Consider the following 13580-nt stretch of genomic DNA (forward strand, 5'->3'; position numbering starts at 1 on the left):
GGGGCGGTTGGAAATCTTGGTGGCTACGCCCTGATTCGAACAGGGGACCCCATCATTATGAGTGATGTGCTCTAACCAGCTGAGCTACGTAGCCGCTTTCGATGGCTGCGCATCTTACTGATCCGCCTGAATAAGGTCAACTCTCGCAGCAAAAAATCCCTCGTCTTGCAGGGCGAGCGGCACCCGCTTGTGCCAAGCTGGACGAGGTGGGAGAAAAGCCGGCGGGCGTGGGGAGAGCGCATGGAGAGCGAGAAGTGAAGGCAAGTGGCGAGGGGATACCGGCGCTGGGCGTCGCAGCGGGCCGTGAGGGCGATAGGGAGAGGCGCGATGCCTGATCTCTCCGTGCTGATCCAGCACTACGGCTACATCGCGATACTGGTCGGCTGCCTGTTCGAAGGCGAGACCGTGACCATTCTCGGCGGTATCTCCGCCCACCAGGGGTGGTTGAGCCTGCCCGGAGTGATCTTCTTCGCCGGCCTTGGCGGTGCGCTGGGCGATCTGACCCTGTTTTTGCTCGGGCGGCGCTATGGCGAGCGGCTGCTGGCCCGGCTCAAACGCGACCCGGCGCGGATCGAGGCGCTGCGCGACCGTGTGCGTCGGCACCAGGATCTGGCGGTATTTGGCGTGCGCTTTCTTTACGGCCTGAGGCTGGTGGGGCCGTTGGTGATTGGCGCCAGCGGGGTGGGGCTCTGGCGCTTCGTGCTGTTCAACCTGCTCGGCGCCGCCACCTGGGCGACGCTGTTCGTCGTCGGCGGTTATCTGTTCGGTACGGTACTCGCCCGCGTGCTGGGCGACCTGGAGCACCATCTGCTCTGGCTGCTGCCGCTGGCGGCGGCGCTGGCTTTGTTCATCGGCTGGATGCGCCGCAGGCGAATCTAAGGGGTCAATCCTCGCTGTCGCGCTTGCCATCGATCGGCGACATCGGGTGATGGGTCGAGTAGTCGCGCTGCTGCGATTCGCTCAGCGGCGCGCGGTGCAGCAGCGGCCGGTTGAGCGCATCGCGCCAGGCGCGACGCAGGCCGCGCTGGACGTCATCGAACACCTGCTGGGAGATCAGCCGGTCGGCGACCATGCCCTCCATGCTCTCGCTGCTCTGGCGCAGGGCGAGCAGCCTCAGCATGCGGTATTCGAGCTGGTAGGCGCGCGGGCCGAACTGGGCCTCGATCTCGCGAATCACCTGGTCGACGGAGTTGATCCGGATGTCGAGCACCGCGTCGAGCAGCGCGCTCATCCGCTTGCCGAACAGCGGCGCCAAGCGCTTGGCGTTGTAGTCACGCAGCTCCTCGAGCACCGCACGGCGGCAGATCAGCAGCTCGAAGCGGTCGGTGAGCAGCAGCGACAGCGGCCAGCGCAGGTGCAGGTAGCGGTGCATCCAGGTGCTGAACTTGAGCCACACGCTCGGGTCGAGGATCTTGCGCGCCTCCCGGTTGTAGCCGATCCGGCCATCGCTTCGGGCGGCGTCGATCATCCGCCCACCGTTGTGCATCATTGCGTCGAGGTTGCGCACGTTGGTCACGCCGCTGCCGTAGCGGGGGATCAGGTCGCGCTCGCGAGTCGCCAGGGTGACCAGGGCGATCGCCAGCCGGTCGCGTTCGGGCAGCGCCTGGTCGAGGTCGAAGGGCGCGGCTTCGATCGCCATATCACGGCGATAGCGCGCATTGACCGCATCGACGATCGAGGAGGCGATGTGAAAAGTGGCCGCCGTGCGCTTTACCGCGCTCTCTACCTCGATGGTGGAAAGGCGGATCGCTTGCTGCTGTAGCGCGCTATCCTGCGCGCTCAGCTGGTCGAGCTTGAGTGCCCGGATCACCGTGCGCAGGCTCGAGCCATTGATCAGCAGGCTGAAGAGTACGAAGCCGGTGGCGAGGATCGCGACGAAGTGGCGCACCGGCTCGGGAAGATTGGTCTGTTCGGCGATCCCCAGCGCCAGCACCAGGGTCACCGCGCCACGCAGTCCTCCCCAGGTGATCGCCAGCTTGTAGCTGGCGCTGATCGGTGCGGAGAGCTTGACCCGGCTGAGCAGGGGCAGGAAGCCGAACAGCACCAGCAGGCGGGCGAGCAGGGTGGCAATGACCACTACCGCGAGCAGCGGCAGCCAGGCGAGACTGATGCCCTCGAGCATCCTCGGCACCTGCAGGGTGGCGATCAGGAACACCGCGGCGCCGGCTAGCGAGGCGATCTGCCCCCAGAGCAGCTGCAGGTGCGTCCAGTTGACCGGCGAGGTGCGGGTGCGCCCCAGTCCGCTCAATACCAGCCCGGCGGCGACCACCGAGACCACCCCTGAGACGCCGAGACTTTCACCGATCAGGTAGACCGGGTAGGGCAAAGCCAGGGTCAGCGCGGTCTGCGCCTTGCCGTCATTTCCGATCAGCGCCAGCGCCGCCGCACCGAGCCGCCCGACCAGCGCGCCGAACAGCAGGCCACCGCCGAAGGCGATCGAGAGCGCCCAGGCGCCCGCTTGCCAGGTCGCGGCCGCCGCATCGCCGGTGAGCGCGGCGACCAGCACCCCGACGATCGCGATCGCCGCAGCGTCGTTGAGCAGGCTTTCTCCCTCGACCAGGCGAATCAGCCGCGCAGGCGCACCGACGTTGCGAAAGATGGCGATCACCGCCGCCGGGTCGGTGGTGGCGATCACCGCGCCCAGCAGCAGCCCCGCGGTTAGCCCGGCTCCGCCGAGCAGCCACATCGATACCCCCACCATGCCGGTGGCGACGAACACCGCCACCACCGCGAGCAGCAGGATCGGCGCTGCATCCGGCACCATTTCACGCACGTCGACGCTGAGCGCGGCCTGGAACAGCAGTGGCGGAAGGAAAATCCACAGATAGGCCTCCGCAGGAAGTCGCGACGACAGCAGCGGCTCGAACAGCGCCGCCGCAGGCTCCGGCCAGAGCGTCGAAAAAGTGGCGTAGGCGAGCCCCAGCGCGATACCGGTCAAGGCCAGCAGAGTGGCTTCCGGAAAAGCGGTGCGCGAGGAGACGCTCTGCACCGCGGCGATGATCAACAGCACCAAGCCGCCGAGCAGCAGCAGATTGAACAGCACTTCCATCGATGCAACATCCCCGCGCGATAAAGCCTGGATTCAAGTATCGATCCGTTGGCGAATCGGCGCCAGCGCCTTCGCATGCGGGTGGCGAAGCAGCGCAGCTCGAGGAGGTGGTTGGGGCCGCGCCAACGCAAACCGCCCCACCGTCGACGACGGTGGGGCGGTTTGGCCGGGATCGGCGGCGGTTCAGACGTTGAAGCGGAAGTGCATCACGTCGCCGTCCTGGACGATGTAGCTCTTGCCTTCGAGACGCCACTTGCCGGCATCCTTGGCGCCTTGTTCACCCTTGTAGTGGATGAAGTCGTCGTAGCCGATCACCTCGGCGCGGATGAAGCCTTTCTCGAAATCGGTATGGATCACCGCGGCGGCCTGGGGGGCGGTGGCGCCGACCTTGACCGTCCAGGCGCGCACTTCCTTGACCCCGGCGGTGAAGTAGGTCTGTAGGCCCAGCAGGGCGTAGCCGGCGCGGATCACTCGGTCGAGCCCTGGCTCCTCCATGCCTAGCTCGCCGAGGAACATCGCCTTCTCCTCGGGGTCGTCGAGTTCGGCGATCTCGGACTCGAGCTTGTTGCAGACCGCGACCACCAGGGCGTTCTCGGCGGCGGCGATTTCACGCACCACTTCGAGGTGGGGGTTGTTCTCGAAGCCGGTCTCGTCGACGTTGGCGATGTACATGGTCGGCTTGAGGGTGAGAAAGCCGTAGCCGCGTACCAGGGCGAGTTCGTCCGCCTCGAGGCCGAGCGAGCGCAGCGGCAGGCCTTCGGCGACGTGGGGCTGGATGCGTTCGAGCAGCGCCTTGGTCGCGACCGCTTCCTTGTCGCCGCCCTTGGCCATGCGAGTGAGGCGCTGGATGCCGCGCTCGACGCTGTCGAGATCGGCGAGCGCCAGTTCGATGTTGATCGTCTCGATGTCGGCGCGCGGGTCGACCTGGTTGGCGACGTGGATCACGTTGTCGTCGTCAAAGCAGCGCACCACGTGGGCGATGGCGTCGGTCTCGCGGATGTTGGCGAGGAACTGGTTGCCGAGGCCTTCGCCCTTGGAGGCGCCGGCGACGAGGCCTGCGATGTCGACGAATTCCATGGTGGTCGGCACCACCCGCTCGGGCTTGACGATCTCCGCCAGCGCGTCGAGGCGCGGGTCGGGCATCGGCACGATGCCGGTGTTGGGCTCGATGGTGCAGAACGGGAAGTTCTCGGCATCGATCCCGGACTTGGTCAGGGCGTTGAAGAGGGTGGACTTGCCGACGTTGGGAAGGCCGACGATGCCGCAGTTGAAGCCCATGGCGAGATCCTGGAGAAATGTGTTCGTGAACGGTGGTGGCGGCCAGCGCCGCGCGAAAGGCGCAGTCTACACCAGCGCGCCGCTGGCTTCAGTGGCAGGGTGTATCCACCCTGATGCCGAGGCGGGCTGCGATGAGCGAAAACGAGGCCGGTCGGCTAGAACTTGCTCGCGTGCAGCCGGTTCATCGCCTTGGCCCAGTCGCCGGAGAGCGCATAGGGCAGGGCGTCCAAGGCGGCGTCGATGCTCTCGTCGATCGCCCGGCGCTCCGCCTTGCCGGGCAGGCCGAGCACGTAGTCGACCACCTTGGTGGCGTCCCCGGGGTGGCCGATGCCGATGCGCAGGCGATGGAAGTCCCGCGCGTTGCCGAGCGCGCTGATGATGTCGCGCAGGCCGTTGTGTCCGCCGTGGCCGCCGCCTTGCTTGAATCGCGACTGGCCAGGAGGAATGTCGAGCTCGTCGTGCGCGATCAGCAGCGCCTCGGGGGCGAGCTTGTAGAACTTGGCCAAAAGCGATACCGCCTGGCCGCTACGGTTCATGTAGGTGGCCGGCACCAGCAGATGCAGCTCGTGGCCGTCGAGGTTTAGCTTGGCGTAGTCGCCGAGGAATTTGCGCTCGGGCCGCAGCGGGATTCCCGCGCGCCGGGTGAGCAGGTCGATGAACCAGGCGCCGGCATTATGGCGGGTGTCGGCATATTTGGCGCCGGGATTGGCGAGGCCTACGATCGCGCTGACCTGGGACGGCGGCATCGGTTCTTCTCTCGGTAACAGGGGTATCCGTAAAGGGGCATCGCGACACCGTCGCCGGCCTCGGACCGTCTGAAAAGACGAAACCCCGGGCGCCTCGTCGAGGCGTCCGGGGTCGCGGACAACGGCCTTACTCGGGGCTGTTGTCGGTGTTGCCCGCGTCTGCCGCTGCGGCTTCGTCGTCTTCGCCAGCACCGCCGGCCGGACGGGTGACGGTGACCACGCCGATGTTGTGGTCATCGCCATGGCCGAGCGAGACCAGGCTGACGCCCGCCGGCATCTTGATGTCGGAGAGGTGCAGGGTGTCACCGAGGCCCAGCGCGCCGACGTCGAGTTCGAGATACTCGGGGATGTTCGTCGGCAGGCAGCTGACTTCGACGTCGGTGGCGAGAATGTGCAGCACGCCGCCGTCTTCCTTGACGCCCTTGCAGCTTTCTTCGTTGGCGAAGTGCAGCTGGACGGTCAGGGTGATCTCTTCATTGGCGCTGACGCGCATGAAGTCGGCATGGGTGATCACCGGCTTGTACGGATGGCGTTGGAGATCACGAACGACGACCTGCTCGGTCTTGCCTTCGACGTCGATGTTGATGATCGAGGAGAAGAAAGCTTCTTCTTCGACCATTTTGTACAGCGCGGGTTTGTCGATCGCGATCGGGGTCGGCTGGACGTTGCCGCCGTAGATGATCGCGGCGACGCGCTCGTTCACACGGCGCAGGCGGCGGCTCGCACCTTTCCCCAGCTCCGAGCGAACGACAGCGGTGAGATTGTAGTCGTGCTTCATGGATGAATCCTCTTGGGCGCCTGTCGGCGCTCAGTCTATGTAAGCGAATACACGGCCAGGGTCCGCGACCAGACCTCGACCGTTTCGCGGTTCGGGCGGCATAGCGCCGCCCATTCTCCCGCGCGCTGTTCCTCGATCGATCAGTGGAACATCGCGCTGACGGATTCTTCATTGCTGACCCGGCGGATCGCCTCGGCGATCAGCCCGGCCACCGACAGCTGGCGGATCTTGCCGCAGCGTCGGGCATGTTCGGCGAGCGGGATGGTGTCGGTGATCACCAGCTCGTCGAGCAGCGAATTGTTCACGTTGTCCACCGCGGGACCCGAGAGGATCGCATGGGTGGCATAGGCCAGCACTCTAGTGGCGCCGTGGCCCTTGAGCGCCTCGGCGGCCTTGCACAGGGTACCCGCGGTATCGACCATGTCGTCGACCAGGATGCAGGTCCGGTCGCGCACTTCGCCGATGATGTGCATCACCTGGGCCTGGTTGGCCTTGGGGCGGCGCTTGTCGATGATCGCCAGCTCGACGTTGAGCTGCTTGGCCACCGCGCGGGCGCGAACCACGCCGCCGATGTCCGGAGAGACGATCACCACGTCTTCGTAGTTCTGCCGCTCGATGTCGTCGAGCAGGATCGGCGAGCCATAGACGTTGTCCACCGGCACGTCGAAGAAGCCCTGGATCTGGTCGGCATGCAGGTCCATGGTCATCACCCGGTCGACGCCAGCCTTGACCATCATGTCGGCGACCACCTTGGCCGAGATCGGCACGCGGGCGGAGCGCACGCGACGGTCCTGGCGGGCGTAGCCGAAGTAGGGGACCACTGCGGTGATGCGTGTCGCTGACGCGCGACGCAGCGCGTCGACCATCAGGATCAGTTCCATCAGGTTGTCGTTGGTGGGCACGCAGGTCGACTGCAGGATGAAGACGTCCTTACCGCGGACGTTTTCGTTGATCTCGACGGCGATCTCGCCATCGCTGAACTGTCCTACGGTCGCATGGCCTAGACGGTTATCGAGGCACTCGGCGACCCGGCGGGCCAGTTCGGGGTGGGCGTTCCCGGCGAAGACCATCAATTTGGACACAGCGCAGCCACCTTTGGATGCTTATGGAATCTCGAGAGTGGTGTTGGTGCCAGGCGTTTTGGATCGGTGTGCGCCGAAGAGGCAAAGAGGCGCTGAATGAAATGGCTGGGGTACCAGGATTCGAACCTGGGAATGCCGGTACCAGAAACCGGTGCCTTACCACTTGGCGATACCCCAGCAACCGACCTACCTGTCATGCTCGACCGACTGGAACGAGACATGAAGGGAAGAGACGTCACTCGAACTCGCCGACGGTGTCGTCGAGCTCGGCGCAGAATCTTAAGGGTCGCGGTTCGATTCGTCAAGGCGATTTCGGCGTTCGACCTCGACGCCTTGCCTGGACCGCTCCCCGCGCGCCCTCCCTGCAGCGCGCGCCATACTAATCATTGGCCCTGGGGGTGTCAATTTGATCCCGACCCCTGCGAGGGCGCAAGGCATGAGGCGCGCTAAAGGCCGCCGCCGCGCCGGAACCGGCTCAGGAGCCAGTCTGGTTGGGCTGCCATTGGGTAACCACCAGGGTGGCGATCAGGTCGCCGTAGCTCATCCGCAGCCGTCCCGGCAGCCAGTAGCCCGCAGCGTAGCTCCACTGGCGATACTCGATGTTCCAGCCGTCCTGAGTGATCGCCTGGGGGAAGCCCTGTGCGTCGATCTTGACCTGGCTCGGCGAGCGCGGGTCGGGCAGGCCCCGCACCCAATGGTCGAGCGAGGAGATCGGCAGCGACCAGCCCATGCGCTGCTCCATCAGGTCTTCAGGCGTGGCGGCGGAGAACCGGCCATCACCGTTTTCGAGCGTGATCCCGCCTTGTTCGCCGGTCAGCACGTTGCGGCCAACGCCGAACGGGCCGGTGATCAGCATCCGATAGCCGGTGTCCTGCTGGACCCAGTCGAGGTTGGCGCTGCGGCTCTGCTGCGGCGAGCGCAGGCCGATCTTGCCGGTCAGGGTCCAGCGGTCGAGGGCCTCGATCCGGCCCAGCTGGTGCTCCCAGTCTCCCTGGGCCCGGTCGACCTCGGGGGAGGGAGGCTGGCTGGCGCAGCCGGCGAGTAGGGTCAGCAGCAGGGTGAACAGATAGAGGTGCATGCGTTTCATCGCGGAGGTTCTCCTTTTCCAGGCGATGAGGGGGTAGATTCGCTAACGCTGCGCGAGTCCAGCCAGGGCTCGCTTTCGATCAGCGCATCGATGTGCGGGTGAGGCTCGGGGCGGGCCAGGCTGCGCTCGACCAGCTCACGGGCGCGGTCGCGCTGGTCCAGCGCGATCAGCACGCAGGCCAGGTGGGCGGCGATCTCGTCGTCCGGCATCAATCGGTGCGCGCGCTCGAGCAAAGGCAGTGCCCGCTCCGGCTCGTCGAGGCGAAAGTGGGTCCAGCCTAGGCTGTCGAGGATCGCGGGGTTGTCCGGGGCGAGGGCATGGGCGCGCTCGAGCATTCCGAGCGCTTCCTGGTAGCGGTCGGTCAGCTCGGTGAGCGAGTAGCCGTAGGCGTTGAGCACCTCGGGGTCGTCCGGATGGCGCTCGAGCAGGGTGCGCAGGTCGCGCTCCATTCCCGCCGCATCTCGGCGTTCGATCGCGCGAAAGGCGCGGATGAACAGCAGCGGGTCGTTGTCCGGCGCGCGGGCGGCGACCGCGCGGTCGAGCAGCGCGTCGGCATCATTGCTGCGCCCGGCCTGGTCGAGCAGCGACAGGCTCATGTCGAGCAGCGGCGCATCCTGCTCCGGCGCCGCCCGGCGCTGTGCGGCGAGGAAGGCCAGCGCAGCATCGATTCCCCGCTGCTCCTGCAGCAGTTGGGCTACGCGCGCGCGTGAGGCTAGGAAGCTATCGCTCTCGGCGGGCACGGCGCGGTAGTGCTCGATCGCGCCATCCACGTCTTCGCGCTGCTCCGCGGCGAGCCCGAGCAGTGATTGGACGCTGCCGCCGGCCGGCAGCCTGGCCGCCAGTGGGGCAAGCATGGCCTCCGCACGCTGGGGTTGTTCCTGCTGTAGATAGACCCGGGCGAAGGCGAGACGTAGTTCATCTTCATCGACGGGCTGTTCGAGCAGACTCTGGATCTCCTGGTCGGCCTCGTCGAAGCGTTCGAGCATGATCAGCGTCTGCACCGCCGCGAGGCTGAAGCGCAGATCCCGCGGTGCCAACCGCTGGCCGTGGCGGGCATCCTCGAGGGCGCGCTCGGGCTCTGCGCTCCTGCTCGCTATCTGGCTCGAGGCCAGCCAGACCGATGGCAGTTCCGGCCAGCGCTCGCGCAGCCGCTCGATCTCGGCCAGGGCAGCGTCGCGCAGGCCTCTGCGCTCGGTGAGCAGCGCTCTGGCGACCTGCGGGGTCGGATGGTCGGGGTGGGCCTCGATGTGGGCCGCGAGCTGTGCGTCGAGGGCATCGAGGTCGGCACCCTGCTCGGCCGCGCTTTCGATCATCGCCTCGAACTGCAGCGTCTCGCCCGCGGCATCGAGCGCGAGCGCCTGGCGCAGCGCCCCTTCCCAGTCGCCTCGGCGGGCGGCGGCGTCGACCAGCAGCCGGCGCATCGAGATGCTCTCCTGCGGGTTCGGCTGCGCCTGGCCATCGTCGACCTGGCGTGCCCACTGCTCGGCGACGCGCTCGAGCAGTGCGGAGTTGCCGGTCGCCTGGGCGATCTCGCCTGCGCGGCGGATCAGCTCGAGGCTTTCGTAGCGCTCGCCGACGGAGAGATAGCGCTGGGCGGCGAGGCCGAAATCGCCGCTGTAGAGCGCGAACTCGGCTTCGAGCAGCGCGCTCAGCGAGACGGCGTCGAGCCCTGCGTCCTCGTTGGCCGCCTGGGCGGGCCAGGGCGCGAAGGCCAGGCTCAGCGCGAGCAGCAGGGATGTGCGAGAGAGTCGTTTCATTCCGGCCTCATGCCAGGGCTGCTTGGCAAGACCGGCAGTGCGCGGCCGTGCGGGGGTAGTTCACCGAGAGCGGCGCTTGCCGGCCCGGTACGGCGAGCGCCGCTCGGGAACTCTCGCGTGTGGAAACGGTGGGAAGGATCGATCATGCAGCCAGCATAACGGCTCTCTTCGAGGGCGACCATAGCGCGCCCCTTGAGGCGAGCGCGTAGCCGCAGCGCTCGCTCTGTAACGATAGCGCGGCGCAATCGCTTCCATAGCAGTAGCAACCGCGGTGTTCTCAAGGTCTGTGCGTGGGTGGGAGAAGAAAGTATCGCTATGCTAGAATGCTCTGCGTCGACAAGAGGCGCGGTCGCGCCATCCATCTTGGTAAGTTGATCATCTGCGCGTTCGCGCCGTCCTCGCCGTATCCGGCGTGGGACATCGCCATGCGGCTCGTGCCCGAACGCTGGAAGTGCCGGACCGCTGAGAGCTCGGTTCGACTCGACGCTTGAAAAAGACGGGCATCATGACGCTTCTGATTCTGGGCACCAATCATCGTACCGCCTCGCTCGATCTGCGCGAGGCGGTGGCCTTTTCGCCTGAGCAGCTCGAGCAGGCCCACGCCGAACTCGTCGCCCTGGAGGGCGTCGATGAGGCGGTCATCGTCTCGACCTGCAATCGCACCGAGCTGTACCTCAGCGGCGAAGGCCTCGACGCGGGGTTCGGCGCGCGGGCGTTCGCTTGGCTTGCCGGTTTTCACCGGGTGGCGCAGGCTTCGCTTCAGGAGTGCTTCTACCAGCACGTCGGCGATCGAGCGGCGAGGCACCTGATGCGGGTCGCCTGCGGGCTCGACTCGATGGTGCTCGGCGAGCCGCAGATCCTCGGCCAGATAAAAGGCGGCTACCAGCTCGCGCGACGCTACGCCACGCTCGGTGGCCCGCTGGAGCAGCTGTTCCAGTACGCTTTCTCCACCGCCAAGCAGGTGCGCACCGAAACCGGCATCGGCGAGAACCCCGTGTCGGTCGCCTATGCGGCGGTGAATCTCGCCGGGCGGATCTTCGACGATCTTTCTCACTCGCGGGCGCTGCTGATCGGCGCCGGTGAGACCATCGACCTGGTCGCCCGGCATCTGCGCGAGGCCGGTATCCAGGGGCTGATCATCGCCAATCGCACCCAGGCCCGCGCCGAGCGGCTCGCCGCCGAGGTCGGCGGCGTCGCCGTCGGTCTGGAGGAGGTGCCCCAGGCGCTCTCCTGCGCCGACATCGTCATCACCTCCACCGCGAGCCCGCTGCCGGTACTCGGCAAGGGGGCGGTCGAGAGCGCGCTGAAGGTGCGCCGCCATCGTCCGATCTTCATGGTCGACATCGCCGTGCCGCGCGACATCGAACCCGAGGTCGGCGAGCTCGACGACGTCTTCCTTTATACCGTTGACGATCTCAACGAGATCATCGACGAGAACCGCCGCAGCCGCGAGGTCGCCGCCACCCAGGCCGAGTCGATGATCGACGAGCGGGTCGACGAGTGGCACCGCGATCGCCGCGAGCGCGGGGCGGGACAGCTGATCCGGCGCCACCGTCGTCAGGCCGAGGCGCTGCGCCAGGCCGCTGAGGCCCATGCGCTGGCCCAGCTCGAGCGTGGCGAAAACCCCCAGGACGTGATCCGCCGGCTCTCCCACCAGCTCACCAACAAGTTGCTCCATGGCCCCACCGCGCGGCTGCGTGCCGCCTCGGGCGCCGAGCGTCAGGACATCATCGCCGCCGCCGAGGCGCTGCTGCTCGACGAAGCCGCGAGCGATGCCTTCGACGCCGCGGAGATCGACGCGCTGAAGCTCGGCGCGCACTGCCCCATTGGTGCCCACTCTCAGCAGGTCCCCTAGATGAAGGATTCACTACGCGCGCGCTTCGAGCGTGCCGCGGAGCGTTTCGAGGAACTTTCGGCGCTGCTCTCCGAACCCGAGGTCATCCACGATCAGGCCCGCTTTCGCAGCTATTCCCGCGAGTATGCCGAGCTCGACGAGCTGGTCCAGGTCTGGCGCCGCTACGTTGGCCTCGAGGAGGAGCGAGAGGGCGCGCGTGCGATGGCGAAGGACGATGACCCTGACATGCAGGCGATGGCCGAAGAGGAGCTCGAGTCGCTGAACGCCGGGCTCGAGGCGCTCGAGCTCGAGCTCAAGCGCCTGCTGGTGCCCAAGGACCCCGACGATGAGCGAGGGGTGTTTCTCGAGGTGCGCGCCGGCACCGGCGGCGACGAGGCGGCACTGTTCGCCGGCGATCTGTTTCGCATGTACTCGCGCTATGCCGAGGCGCGCGGCTGGCGGGTCGAGCTGATCAGCGCAAGCCACGGCGAGCAGGGCGGCTACAAGGAAGTGATCGCGCGGCTCGAGGGCACCGGGGTCTACGGCCGGCTCAAGTTCGAATCGGGCGCCCACCGGGTGCAGCGGGTCCCGGCCACCGAGTCGCAAGGCCGCATCCATACCTCGGCCTGTACCGTCGCGGTGATGCCCGAGGCGGATGAGGTCGGTGAGATTTCGATCAATCCCGCCGAGCTTCGCGTCGACACCTTCCGCTCCAGCGGCGCGGGTGGCCAGCACGTCAATACCACCGACTCGGCGATCCGGATCACCCACCTGCCCACCGGTACCGTGGTCGAGTGCCAGGACGAGCGCTCCCAGCACAAGAACCGCGCCAAGGCCATGGCGCTGCTCGCCGCCCGGCTCAAGCAGGCCGCCGAAGACGCCCACCACCGCCAGCAGTCGGAGACCCGCCGCTCGCTGGTCGGCTCTGGTGATCGCTCCGAGCGGATCCGCACCTATAACTTTCCCCAGGGGCGGCTCACCGATCACCGCATCAACCTGACGCTCTATAAGCTTTCCGATGTGATCGAGGGCGATCTCGATGGGGTGGTCGAGCCGCTGATCCACGAATACCAGGCCGAGCAGCTGGCCGCGCTCCAGGAGAGCTGAGCCGATGACCCTGGACGCCGCGCTGCGCGAGGCCGCAGGCCGCCTGAGCGGCGCATCGGCGACCCCACGGCTCGACGCCGAGCTGCTGCTCGCGCAACTGCTCGGCAAGCCTCGCAGCTGGCTCTACGCTTGGGGCGACCGCGCGCTCGAGCCAGCCATCGGCGCCACCTTCGAGGCGCTCATCGAGCGTCGCCGCGCCGGTGAGCCGGTAGCCTATCTGGTCGGGTACCGAGAGTTCCATGGCCTCGAGCTCGAAGTCGGCCCGGCGACGCTGATTCCCCGGCCGGATACCGAGTGCCTGGTCGATCTCGCGCTCTCCCTCGCCGAGCAGGAGCAGGGCGACGCGCTCGATCTCGGCACCGGCAGCGGCGCGATCGCGCTGGCCTTCGCCCGCGCCCGGCCGGGCTGGCGGGTGGTCGCCTGCGACCGGATCGAGGAGGCGCTGGCGCTGGCGCGGCGCAACGCCGAGCGTTTGTCGATCGACAATCTCGAGTTCGTCCACAGCGACTGGTTCTCAGCGCCCGGGTTCGCCTCGCGACGCTTCGGGCTGATTCTTTCCAATCCGCCCTACATCGCCGAGGATGATCACCATCTCGCGCTCGGCGATCTGCGCTTCGAGCCGCGCTCCGCGCTGGTCGCGGCCGATGGGGGGCTGGCGGACCTGCGCCGGATCATCATGGATGCCTTTCACCACCTGCTGCCCGGCGGCTGGCTCTTGCTCGAGCACGGCATGGCGCAGGGCGGCGCGGTGCGCGATCTGCTGATGGCGGCCGGATTCGAACGAGTGGCCACCCATCCCGACCTCGGCGGTCGCGAGCGGGTGAGCCTCGGTCGGCGCGCCTGCCCGGCGCCCGGCGAATGA

Annotated in this window: 11 protein-coding genes and 2 tRNA genes; 4 read left to right on the forward strand and 9 right to left on the reverse strand. The window is 67.2% G+C overall.

Going from position 1 to position 13580, the window contains the following annotated elements:
• Positions 1 to 17: 17 nt before the first annotated feature.
• Positions 18 to 94: transfer RNA gene (locus A5892_RS08305), tRNA-Met, on the reverse strand.
• A gap of 233 nt (positions 95 to 327) precedes the next feature.
• Here A5892_RS08305 and A5892_RS08310 point away from each other — a divergent pair.
• Positions 328 to 879, forward strand: a complete 552-nt coding sequence (locus A5892_RS08310; protein WP_064122413.1) for a DedA family protein — start codon at positions 328 to 330, stop codon at positions 877 to 879.
• Between the two features lie 4 nt (positions 880 to 883).
• Here the strand turns inward: A5892_RS08310 and A5892_RS08315 are convergent, their stop codons facing one another.
• From A5892_RS08315 to A5892_RS08350, 8 genes are all read right to left on the reverse strand, one after another.
• A complete protein-coding gene (locus A5892_RS08315; RefSeq protein WP_064122414.1) occupies positions 884 to 3049 on the reverse strand; it encodes a cation:proton antiporter in 2166 nt (721 codons plus the stop codon).
• A 183-nt stretch (positions 3050 to 3232) separates the two neighbouring features.
• Positions 3233 to 4327: a redox-regulated ATPase YchF gene (gene ychF / locus A5892_RS08320; RefSeq protein ID WP_027351251.1), complete on the reverse strand. Its 1095-nt coding sequence runs from the start codon at positions 4325 to 4327 to the stop codon at positions 3233 to 3235.
• A gap of 155 nt (positions 4328 to 4482) precedes the next feature.
• Positions 4483 to 5073 carry an aminoacyl-tRNA hydrolase gene (pth, locus tag A5892_RS08325; protein WP_064122415.1) on the reverse strand — a complete coding sequence of 197 codons (591 nt, stop codon included), beginning with the start codon at positions 5071 to 5073 and terminating at the stop codon, positions 4483 to 4485.
• Between the two features lie 127 nt (positions 5074 to 5200).
• A complete protein-coding gene (locus A5892_RS08330; RefSeq protein ID WP_064122416.1) occupies positions 5201 to 5851 on the reverse strand; it encodes a 50S ribosomal protein L25/general stress protein Ctc in 651 nt (216 codons plus the stop codon).
• Positions 5852 to 5991: 140 nt separating this feature from the next.
• The gene (locus tag A5892_RS08335) at positions 5992 to 6933 is read right to left on the reverse strand and encodes a ribose-phosphate pyrophosphokinase (RefSeq protein WP_190295669.1); all 942 of its coding nucleotides are present in this window, start codon (positions 6931 to 6933) and stop codon (positions 5992 to 5994) included.
• 102 nt (positions 6934 to 7035) lie between these two features.
• Positions 7036 to 7110: transfer RNA gene (locus A5892_RS08340), tRNA-Gln, on the reverse strand.
• A gap of 298 nt (positions 7111 to 7408) precedes the next feature.
• Positions 7409 to 8020 (reverse strand): lipoprotein insertase outer membrane protein LolB, encoded by a 612-nt coding sequence (gene lolB, locus A5892_RS08345; RefSeq protein WP_064122417.1) that lies wholly within the window; start codon positions 8018 to 8020, stop codon positions 7409 to 7411.
• A complete protein-coding gene (locus A5892_RS08350; RefSeq protein ID WP_064122418.1) occupies positions 8017 to 9777 on the reverse strand; it encodes a tetratricopeptide repeat protein in 1761 nt (586 codons plus the stop codon). Before A5892_RS08350 ends, lolB begins: the two co-directional genes overlap by 4 nt.
• 505 nt (positions 9778 to 10282) lie before the next feature.
• Between A5892_RS08350 and hemA the strand changes: the two genes are divergently transcribed.
• The 3 genes from hemA to prmC are packed head-to-tail and all read left to right on the forward strand — an operon-like array spanning position 10283 to position 13580.
• Entirely contained in the window at positions 10283 to 11632 is a 1350-nt protein-coding gene (gene hemA / locus A5892_RS08355) for a glutamyl-tRNA reductase (protein ID WP_064122419.1), read from the forward strand.
• The gene (gene prfA / locus A5892_RS08360) at positions 11633 to 12718 is read left to right on the forward strand and encodes a peptide chain release factor 1 (protein ID WP_064122420.1); all 1086 of its coding nucleotides are present in this window, start codon (positions 11633 to 11635) and stop codon (positions 12716 to 12718) included.
• A gap of 4 nt (positions 12719 to 12722) precedes the next feature.
• Positions 12723 to 13580, forward strand: coding sequence for a peptide chain release factor N(5)-glutamine methyltransferase (gene prmC, locus A5892_RS08365; RefSeq protein WP_064122421.1), 858 nt, complete (start codon positions 12723 to 12725; stop codon positions 13578 to 13580).

This window comes from Halotalea alkalilenta (genome assembly GCF_001648175.1).
GTDB lineage: Bacteria > Pseudomonadota > Gammaproteobacteria > Pseudomonadales > Halomonadaceae > Halotalea > Halotalea alkalilenta_A.

What these genes read in the sequence shown, in the direction of transcription:
- A5892_RS08310 (WP_064122413.1), top strand. Translation starts at nt 328, where the DNA reads ATGCCTGATCTCTCCGTGCTGATCCAGCACTACGGCTACATCGCGATA.
- A5892_RS08315 (WP_064122414.1), bottom strand. Translation starts at nt 3,049, where the DNA reads ATGGAAGTGCTGTTCAATCTGCTGCTGCTCGGCGGCTTGGTGCTGTTG.
- ychF (WP_027351251.1), bottom strand. Translation starts at nt 4,327, where the DNA reads ATGGGCTTCAACTGCGGCATCGTCGGCCTTCCCAACGTCGGCAAGTCC.
- pth (WP_064122415.1), bottom strand. Translation starts at nt 5,073, where the DNA reads ATGCCGCCGTCCCAGGTCAGCGCGATCGTAGGCCTCGCCAATCCCGGC.
- A5892_RS08330 (WP_064122416.1), bottom strand. Translation starts at nt 5,851, where the DNA reads ATGAAGCACGACTACAATCTCACCGCTGTCGTTCGCTCGGAGCTGGGG.
- lolB (WP_064122417.1), bottom strand. Translation starts at nt 8,020, where the DNA reads ATGAAACGCATGCACCTCTATCTGTTCACCCTGCTGCTGACCCTACTC.
- A5892_RS08350 (WP_064122418.1), bottom strand. Translation starts at nt 9,777, where the DNA reads ATGAAACGACTCTCTCGCACATCCCTGCTGCTCGCGCTGAGCCTGGCC.
- hemA (WP_064122419.1), top strand. Translation starts at nt 10,283, where the DNA reads ATGACGCTTCTGATTCTGGGCACCAATCATCGTACCGCCTCGCTCGAT.
- prfA (WP_064122420.1), top strand. Translation starts at nt 11,633, where the DNA reads ATGAAGGATTCACTACGCGCGCGCTTCGAGCGTGCCGCGGAGCGTTTC.
- prmC (WP_064122421.1), top strand. Translation starts at nt 12,723, where the DNA reads ATGACCCTGGACGCCGCGCTGCGCGAGGCCGCAGGCCGCCTGAGCGGC.